The following is a 7,072-nucleotide window of genomic DNA, read 5'->3' as shown; positions in this document are numbered from 1 at the left end:
ATCGAACCTGCGTCTGGTCTCTCCCACGACCTAACCTTCTCCTTAGGTCAGGTCTCCACGCTAGAAGGGGAAGCCCACCTCGAAGCGTGGAGCGGGTGACGGGAATCGAACCCGCGCTGTCAGCTTGGGAAGTCTCTATCGCGCCTGGCCACTGAGCTGGGGAGACGCTGACCTGCGAGGGAGGGGGTCGATTACCCGCGGTTCCCCGTGAGTCCCCCTTGATCACCTCCCTGACGGGCACGCAACGGGCACGCGAAGGACACGCGGAGCGTCTCGCCCTCGTCGCCCTGGTGTCCCGGTGGGCCGGGGCTGAGGGACGAAGCCACGGACCGTCGATCGCCCCTGACCCTCACAAAGATCAGCCGTCATCAGGCGATCGTGAGGGCGATGCCGGTTCAGGATATTTCGCTTTCCCTAGTCACGTACGGCCCTGGCTCGGGTAGCGTGATCATTGCGGAGCTGGGTTTCCCTGGGAGATCAAAGAGGTTGAGCATGCAACATGAGCAAGCTCCCTTATGGCGAGTGGGCCTTCGTGGTCTCGGGCAAGGCGCCGCCGGAGGTTTTCTGGTAAGCCTCCTCGCGTTGTGGCTCTATAACAACGATCTCTGGCCTCTGAGTACAGTCTTCAGCTGGCAGAGCGTCATCGGCTACACGGTGTTCTTTGGCTGGATCAGCGGCTTTGGCGTGGTCCTCACTGAGTACAAACGCCGGAAGGCGGCCACCAAAGAGGCTGGCCAAACGGTGTCCAGTTCGACAGAGCATGCCGCAACCGGCGAAACCTCGTAGGTATCCCGATACTAAGCCAAGCGTGTCAGGGCGACGGTGCGGCCTCGGTACGGCGGGATGGAATGGTACGGCGGGCGCCGGGTGCGGCGCGCGGCCCAGAGTCCCGCGCAGTCCGGGACCGGCGCCCACGCCGCACGCCCGGACGGCAGGCGGGCGCCGGGCCGTGCGGCGGCGCGCCGCGCCGTCGCCTTGATACCTATGAGAACAATTCGGCAAGGCCTTATAGCTAGTCATTCGGAACCAGGCTGTGAGGCCTACACAAGGGCTAAAACTATGTTTCGGGGACGTGAGCCTATGGAGGCTAGGAAGCTGGAAGTCTGTAGGGAACTATTAAGAGATGACGGCCGTTCAACATGACATGACGAACATGGAGCAGTTCTGGCAGGCGGCATGGTCATGGATTGTCGTTAATTCATCGGTGGAGCGAGTATCGCTGGTAATTTCCCTTCTAGCATTTAGCGTAGCTGTTCGGGGCGTTCGCCATGCGAGGCGTAGCGCTAGAGCAGCGGAAATTCAGGCTAAAGCCGCGGAAGAGCAAGTGGATGCGGCAAAGGAGCAGGTGATTGCGGCTAGGGAACAGATGTGGAGTAGTAGGGCTGCGGAATCAGAGCGCATTGCCGAAGTTTCTGCGTTAATCGAATATCGCGGATTCATGGAATCTAGCCTACCCAAGATTGTAATAGGACTAGAGTCGGCGGAGTATCCTCCCCTGTGGAATAAATGCGAATGGGGTGGGAGGGGTGAGGAGGGTTCGAAATATCCGTCGCTAGACTCTCGTCGAAATTTTATCGTCTATAACACTAATGAGAATGAGCACGATGAACTATCTTTTTTAATTCGCGGATTAATGATAAATGTTGGAGAGGTTGCGGCGCACGTACTTGCAGACGAACCTAATTTTGTTGAAGGAGAGTCATCCTTGGTCGCAGGCAATGTTCCTATCCCTCAGCGTCTAGGTAGAGGGAGAGAGTATCTTTTGAAGCCTGGAGAGACGGCACTTTTCGAGTGGAGTGCGTCCAGATCGGTTCAGCAATGGGCCGATCTTTATAAGAACAGCCATCGGAGAGATTTCGATGAAATCCCAGATGGCTGGAAATCCTCGATTAACCGTCCCGTTGGGCGTTTTAACATTCGTTTAGCGGGATCAGCATCTGATGCGGCGATGTTAATATCCATCGACATGGACGAGAATGTGATCTGGCCGAACTTCAATTCCACTATTAACGACCGGCAAGCTGAAGGGGAGGAATGGGTTACGCATACAGCAGGGCGCGTTCATGTCTATGTGAAGCAAGAATATGCACTTCTCCCTAAAAATCTAGATGACCTGCGAAGGCTACTTAAGCCTTTGAATCTTTGGGGAAAGGTGGAGGATTAGTTAATCCTGCGCCCGATGCAATAATTGCGACGATTAGCTGTGTCTTAACGTGAATTTCAGTCGAAAAAATCTAGCTGGTGTTCCGTGAGTGCTTTGCGTGCTGTGACGTATCGTTCGTGAAATTCTTTTGCGAGAGCTTCGCGACGGTAGCGTTGGCGTAGGAATCTATCCAAATCTCCGGCGCGGTTAATAAGGTCCGTGAGCGATTTACGTTCAATATCAAAGGCCGCCATGCCTTGTTCCACAGCGGCGTCGAGGTTGCCGCGTCGGGCATGAATGATGCCAAGGTCGATGTGAGCGTCGGCGACGCGCATAGGGGCATTGGAGGTGCCATCCGGGCGGGTGTGCATCTGGATCGTCTCAAGGGCATGTTCCTCGGCGCGCTCGTTGTCTTCAAGCCAGGTGTAGGCGGTAGCCGCGTAAAAGACCCACTTGGCATGGTCGAACACGAAGTGATGATCCGGGTTACCCGGGAGCGGGAGCTTCGCCAGGGCATCGGCTCCGCGAGTGAGGGCCTTGTCCGCTTCGCGGCGGTCGCCGATTCGGGCCAGTCCGCGGGCCTCTTGCAGAGTGAGTTGAACCTGAGCGCTGGATTGGCCGGCGACGGCCTGGCCCATGCGGGCGGCGGTGACCACGTCTTCATAACGGCCCTCGACCAGGGCGAACCACGCTGACATCTCGTGTGCCCAGCCCATGAGTTCACCGTGCCCGACCTGGCGGCCCATCTCGTAGGCGGCGCGGCGGGCGGTCTCGGCCTCCTCGCGCTCTCCCAGGTCGTAGTGAACACACCCGAGCAAGGCCGTCAGCCATCCCGTGATGACGAGGAGTTCACGGTGCTGGGCGAGGGTGATCCGTCCGCCGAGTAGACCGTTGACCTGAGAGAGACGCTTCTGGGTCCGGTCGCGCAACGTGGCGGCTGAAACAACGGGGTAGGCGCGGCAGAGCAGATCGACGGCCTCGGCGAGAGCTTCCAGCGTGCCAGTTCCGACGTCGGACGCCTGGAGCTGCTGGGCGAGTTCCATGGTGCCGTAGAGGTCGGCTTCGGCTCGCAACGCGTCCATGGGGATGATGCCGGTGGCCTCGATGAGCTGGCCGGCCCCGCGTCTGTTCGGTCGGAATCCCAGGTCTTCGGGTTGAAGTCCGGTCAACTGAGTGATGGCGAGCCGGTACGGAGAATGGGGCCACCTGACCTCTCCGGCCTCCCAGCGCCGAATGCGCTCCTCATCGCACGCCAGGGACTCCTTAATGCCGATCAGCGTCGTATTGATCCGGTGGGCCAATTCGGCGCGAGTCAGACGGTGCTCGTTACGCCACGCCCGGAGCTGGACGTTGGGGATGTTGTCGGGCATCTAGGGCCTTCCTCCCGGCTGAGGGCTCAAGAGGGGGATTCAGGGGGGCCGTTTGGGGGTCCTGTCCTTCTCGGATTGCCGGTGGACTTGCCATCAAGCAACACGGTACGTCAGCCCGCTTTCCGCCGCAGGGAACGCGGATCAAATTCGAGGAGATGGCGACGGTGACCCGGCCAGAGGAGACCAGCGAGACACGCCCCTGCCCCGCGTGCCGGGGACGTGGAACCAAGCTGCGCAGCTCGCGCCGTGCCCTTCTCGTCGGCGAGAGCGGTGGTGATCCCGAGACGCAGGGAGAACAGGAATGTCTCGACTGCCTCGCAACCGGCCGGGTCGAAAGGAACGTGAGATGAATCCGATCATGCAGACCGCTGCGGCCTGCCTTCAGCAGGAACGCCAGGAGAACGAGGCGCATGCCCTCACTCGACTGCGGAACGCGTTGCTACGGCTCGGTGTGCGGGCCGAACTGCGCGACAACGACAGTGCGCTGATGATCCCGCGTCCACAGGTCGGCCTGCCGGTGTGGGTGTTCGTCGGCTACGGCGGCGCCTTCTACTCCTGGCAGTCGGCCGAGAAGCGCCACCCGATCAGCGACGTGGCGGGCGCTGCCCAGGTTCTGGCCGAGTACGTCGGTCGATAGGCGGGCGCGGCGGGGTGGTGTCCTTTGGTGCGGAGGGCACCGAAGAGCGTTACCGCTGCCCCGTCGCGTCTGATCACGTCCCGGCAGGTAGCGGAGACGGCGTATGCGGCCCCACCCATGTAACCGCGGCGCCCTTCTTCCCTCTCTCTGCCTGCCGGGACCTTCTCTGCTCTCGTTCCCCTTGCCTTCCGGTGACGTGACAGGCGGGGGAAGCCAGGTTACGCTCTGACTTGGTCAAACAACCTGTCGGGTGATGGACGGTCGTAATGTCACTAGAGTCCGTGCCTCCGAAGTACGCCCAGCTTGTTCAGGCACTTCAACGGCGCATCGAGTCGGGGGACTACCCTCCGGGCTCACTCCTGCCCAGTGAGAACCAGCTCATCAACGAGTTCGGTGTCTCCCGGCCCACCGTCGTCGCCGCACTGCGCGTGTTACGCGAACAGGGCTGGATCGACTCCCAGCAGGGCAAGGGCCGCTTCGTGCGCGGTCGTCCGGCGATGACCTCGATGGAACAGCCCCGCCCCGGACAGGCGTACCTGATCGCTCCGGAGAGCGCATCGCAGGGCGAGGTCATCGAGGCGGCGGCGATCACCGCCCCCAACCGCGTCGCCTCGTTGCTTGGTCTGACTCCGAAGAGCAAGGCGTTCCTGCGCCGACGACTCGTCAGCCGGGACGGAGAGCCGACCGAGATGGTCTCACTGTGGGTGCCGGTCGAACTGTCCCAGGGCACCGACCTGACCAGCGCCGATCCCCTCCCGCAGGGCCTTCGCGAACACCTCCAGTCCCGCAAGGGCGTGCGGTTCGACCACGTGGTGGAGCAGATCACCGCACGCATGCCCACAACCGATGAGGTCAAGCGACTCGGCATGCCGAAGAACGCGCCGCTGCTGGCCGTCTACGGTGCAGTCAAGGATGCTTCAGGCACGGCTCTGGCTGTGGTGGAGGTCCTCCTCCCCGCCGATCGGCACGAACTGGAGGATGCCTACCCGATCGGGTGAACCGTAGAGTCCAAGGTCCGTGCTAGTTGCTTGGCGTGTAGACGAGCGCGACACCTCGGCCTAGTCTCGTGCGGTCGTGTGCAAGGACGCGAGTGATCTTTCCCTTGAGGTCAATCACGACGATCTGTCGAGCGCCATCCCTATCGACCTTGCTGACCAGGTGGCGGTCATCCCACCACCCATATGTGCTATTAAAGTTGATCTTTACTCGTGTGGCCAGCTTGCCGGACTTCACGTTCCAGAGGCAGTAGCTGGATTCGTTGTAGGTGGCCGGGCAGACCGTGAGCAGCTGCTTGCCCGAGGGGGAGAAGGAGTCGTCGCCGATGATCCAGCCGATCTTGCGCAGCGTGCGATGCATGCGTCCGTCTGTCCGATACAGCCGTACCCCTTGGTAGGGGTCTGCGTACCCGGCGGCGAGGTGCTTGCCGTCTGGTGTCCATTGAAAAGTTGCGAGCCCATCGACTCCGCGAACCGTGGCGACCTTCGCAGCGCCTGTGGCGATGTCGACCGTCGCAAAACCAACCGCGGTGAAGTGCTCCTTCTCAACGGTTAACACCAGCTTGCGACCATCGCGCGACCACTGGATGCCTCTGGTCTGCAATGGTTTGCGCACTGTGCGAATACGTGTGGCCTTGCCCTTGGCGTCGAAAATCACAACCGAGTCGAACTCGCCTGGAGAGGACTGAGGCACGCCGGCCACCCTGCCGCCCTTCGGCGCGGGGACCAGTTCTGTGTAGTCCTTCTTCTCCGCGAATCTGCCCTTGTCCGAGACGCGAAGGTAAGCGTTTATTCGTGAGTCGCTCACGGCCCGGGAGAAGGCGGTGACCTTCACGGGATCGTGGACGCGCTCATGCAAGGTCACATCAGCGTCGGGCAGCTTGATGTCGACCTCATCGGGCTGCTGTGCAGACACAGGAGAAGCCGCGAGCATGGCTAACACAACACCTATAGCTAGAGCACTGCATAAGGCGCGAGACCTGATCATTCCGGCAGCATAAGTGGTTTCAGTCGATTCGGTGTAGACGTTCTGGATGGGCGGATCTACCGGCTTCCTTGTGTCGCCTCACCCTGAGCCTACTTAGGCACTTGACCTACCAAGTAAGCCGTCGTACTCTCAAGCAAGTTGATAGATTAAGTGCCTGTCACTCAATAGAATGAGCTTGTCATGGCTCTGCAAGGCCCGATCCCCGTCACCTTCGCCCAGGTCTTCCCGCACGGCTGCTACGTCGTCGGGGAGGTCGAGGCGGTCAAGGACTTCGACGCCTCCACAAACGGTCGCTTCGTCCAGTCCCGCGACAAGACCACCGGAGAACTCGTCTGGCAGGTCGCGGTCATGGACGCCGACCCGACCGTCAAGCCCGGACAGAAGACCGTGGCCGTCAAGATCCTCGCTCCGGTCCAGCCCGTTCCGCCGGCCCCCATGCCGAACCTGCCCTTCACCCCGGTCGAGTTCGACCACGTCACCGCCACTCCGTACGTCAACGGCGCCGGACGCCTCGCCTACTCCATCAAGGTCCGCGAGATGCGTGCCCCGCGTACCGGTCCCGTCGCCTCCGCTCCCGCCAAGCACACCTCCACCGCTGGAAAGGACGTCGCCTGATGACGCGTCGCAGGACTCACCGCATCAGCACCATCACTCTCAACACCGGCCGTGGCGCCCGCGCCACCAACCACCCCTACCCGGCCCGTACGCCGGTCCTGGCGCTCGACTTCGGCGCCGTCTTAAGGACCTGATGGCCCGGATGGGACATGACAACGTGCGCGCCGCGATGATCTACCAGCACACCGTACGCGGTGCGGACAGAGCGATCACGGACGCGATCGACAGACAGTTGGAGAAGCGGAACGACGGGAGCAATGATCGAAACCTGTGGATCTGCCAGGAAGGGGTGTACCTTCCCCGATCATCCGATGTGGTTTCGAG

The 7,072-nt window shown here is 61.3% G+C and carries 9 protein-coding genes; 7 read left to right on the top strand and 2 right to left on the bottom strand.

The window, feature by feature from the left end:
- Positions 1-492: 492 nt before the first annotated feature.
- Both AC5L38_RS43810 and AC5L38_RS43805 read left to right on the top strand, forming a co-directional pair.
- On the top strand, positions 493-786 hold the full coding sequence (locus tag AC5L38_RS43810; protein ID WP_495248746.1) for a hypothetical protein: 294 nt from the start codon (positions 493-495) through the stop codon (positions 784-786).
- A gap of 367 nt (positions 787-1,153) precedes the next feature.
- Entirely contained in the window at positions 1,154-2,164 is a 1,011-nt protein-coding gene (locus AC5L38_RS43805; protein ID WP_495248745.1) for a hypothetical protein, read from the top strand.
- A gap of 56 nt (positions 2,165-2,220) precedes the next feature.
- Here AC5L38_RS43805 and AC5L38_RS43800 read toward each other — a convergent pair whose 3' ends face one another.
- Positions 2,221-3,513, bottom strand: coding sequence for an NsdA family TPR-like regulatory protein (locus tag AC5L38_RS43800; protein WP_495248744.1), 1,293 nt, complete (start codon positions 3,511-3,513; stop codon positions 2,221-2,223).
- 346 nt (positions 3,514-3,859) lie between these two features.
- Between AC5L38_RS43800 and AC5L38_RS43795 the strand changes: the two genes are divergently transcribed.
- Both AC5L38_RS43795 and AC5L38_RS43790 read left to right on the top strand, forming a co-directional pair.
- Positions 3,860-4,150: a hypothetical protein gene (locus AC5L38_RS43795; RefSeq protein WP_495248743.1), complete on the top strand. Its 291-nt coding sequence runs from the start codon at positions 3,860-3,862 to the stop codon at positions 4,148-4,150.
- Positions 4,151-4,431: 281 nt separating this feature from the next.
- Positions 4,432-5,148 (top strand): GntR family transcriptional regulator, encoded by a 717-nt coding sequence (locus AC5L38_RS43790; protein ID WP_495248742.1) that lies wholly within the window; start codon positions 4,432-4,434, stop codon positions 5,146-5,148.
- Between the two features lie 22 nt (positions 5,149-5,170).
- Here AC5L38_RS43790 and AC5L38_RS43785 read toward each other — a convergent pair whose 3' ends face one another.
- A complete protein-coding gene (locus tag AC5L38_RS43785; protein WP_495248741.1) occupies positions 5,171-6,088 on the bottom strand; it encodes a hypothetical protein in 918 nt (305 codons plus the stop codon).
- Between the two features lie 225 nt (positions 6,089-6,313).
- Here AC5L38_RS43785 and AC5L38_RS43780 point away from each other — a divergent pair, with 225 nt between their 5' ends.
- The 3 genes from AC5L38_RS43780 to AC5L38_RS43770 form a co-directional block, all read left to right on the top strand.
- Positions 6,314-6,748 (top strand): plasmid replication, integration and excision activator, encoded by a 435-nt coding sequence (locus AC5L38_RS43780; RefSeq protein WP_495248740.1) that lies wholly within the window; start codon positions 6,314-6,316, stop codon positions 6,746-6,748.
- Positions 6,748-6,882: a hypothetical protein gene (locus tag AC5L38_RS43775; protein WP_495248739.1), complete on the top strand. Its 135-nt coding sequence runs from the start codon at positions 6,748-6,750 to the stop codon at positions 6,880-6,882. Before AC5L38_RS43780 ends, AC5L38_RS43775 begins: the two co-directional genes overlap by 1 nt.
- Positions 6,883-6,890: 8 nt before the next feature.
- Positions 6,891-7,072: hypothetical protein (locus tag AC5L38_RS43770; protein WP_495248738.1), on the top strand; the 182-nt coding region annotated here is incomplete at its 3' end.

It is taken from the genome of Streptosporangium nanhuense, assembly GCF_059358815.1.
Note: the sequence above shows the minus strand (reverse complement) of the source record. Positions and strands in the feature narration are given on the sequence as shown.

What these genes read in the sequence shown, in the direction of transcription:
- AC5L38_RS43780 (WP_495248740.1), top strand. Translation starts at nt 6,314, where the DNA reads ATGGCTCTGCAAGGCCCGATCCCCGTCACCTTCGCCCAGGTCTTCCCG.
- AC5L38_RS43800 (WP_495248744.1), bottom strand. Translation starts at nt 3,513, where the DNA reads ATGCCCGACAACATCCCCAACGTCCAGCTCCGGGCGTGGCGTAACGAG.
- AC5L38_RS43810 (WP_495248746.1), top strand. Translation starts at nt 493, where the DNA reads ATGCAACATGAGCAAGCTCCCTTATGGCGAGTGGGCCTTCGTGGTCTC.
- AC5L38_RS43795 (WP_495248743.1), top strand. Translation starts at nt 3,860, where the DNA reads ATGAATCCGATCATGCAGACCGCTGCGGCCTGCCTTCAGCAGGAACGC.
- AC5L38_RS43805 (WP_495248745.1), top strand. Translation starts at nt 1,154, where the DNA reads ATGGAGCAGTTCTGGCAGGCGGCATGGTCATGGATTGTCGTTAATTCA.
- AC5L38_RS43775 (WP_495248739.1), top strand. Translation starts at nt 6,748, where the DNA reads ATGACGCGTCGCAGGACTCACCGCATCAGCACCATCACTCTCAACACC.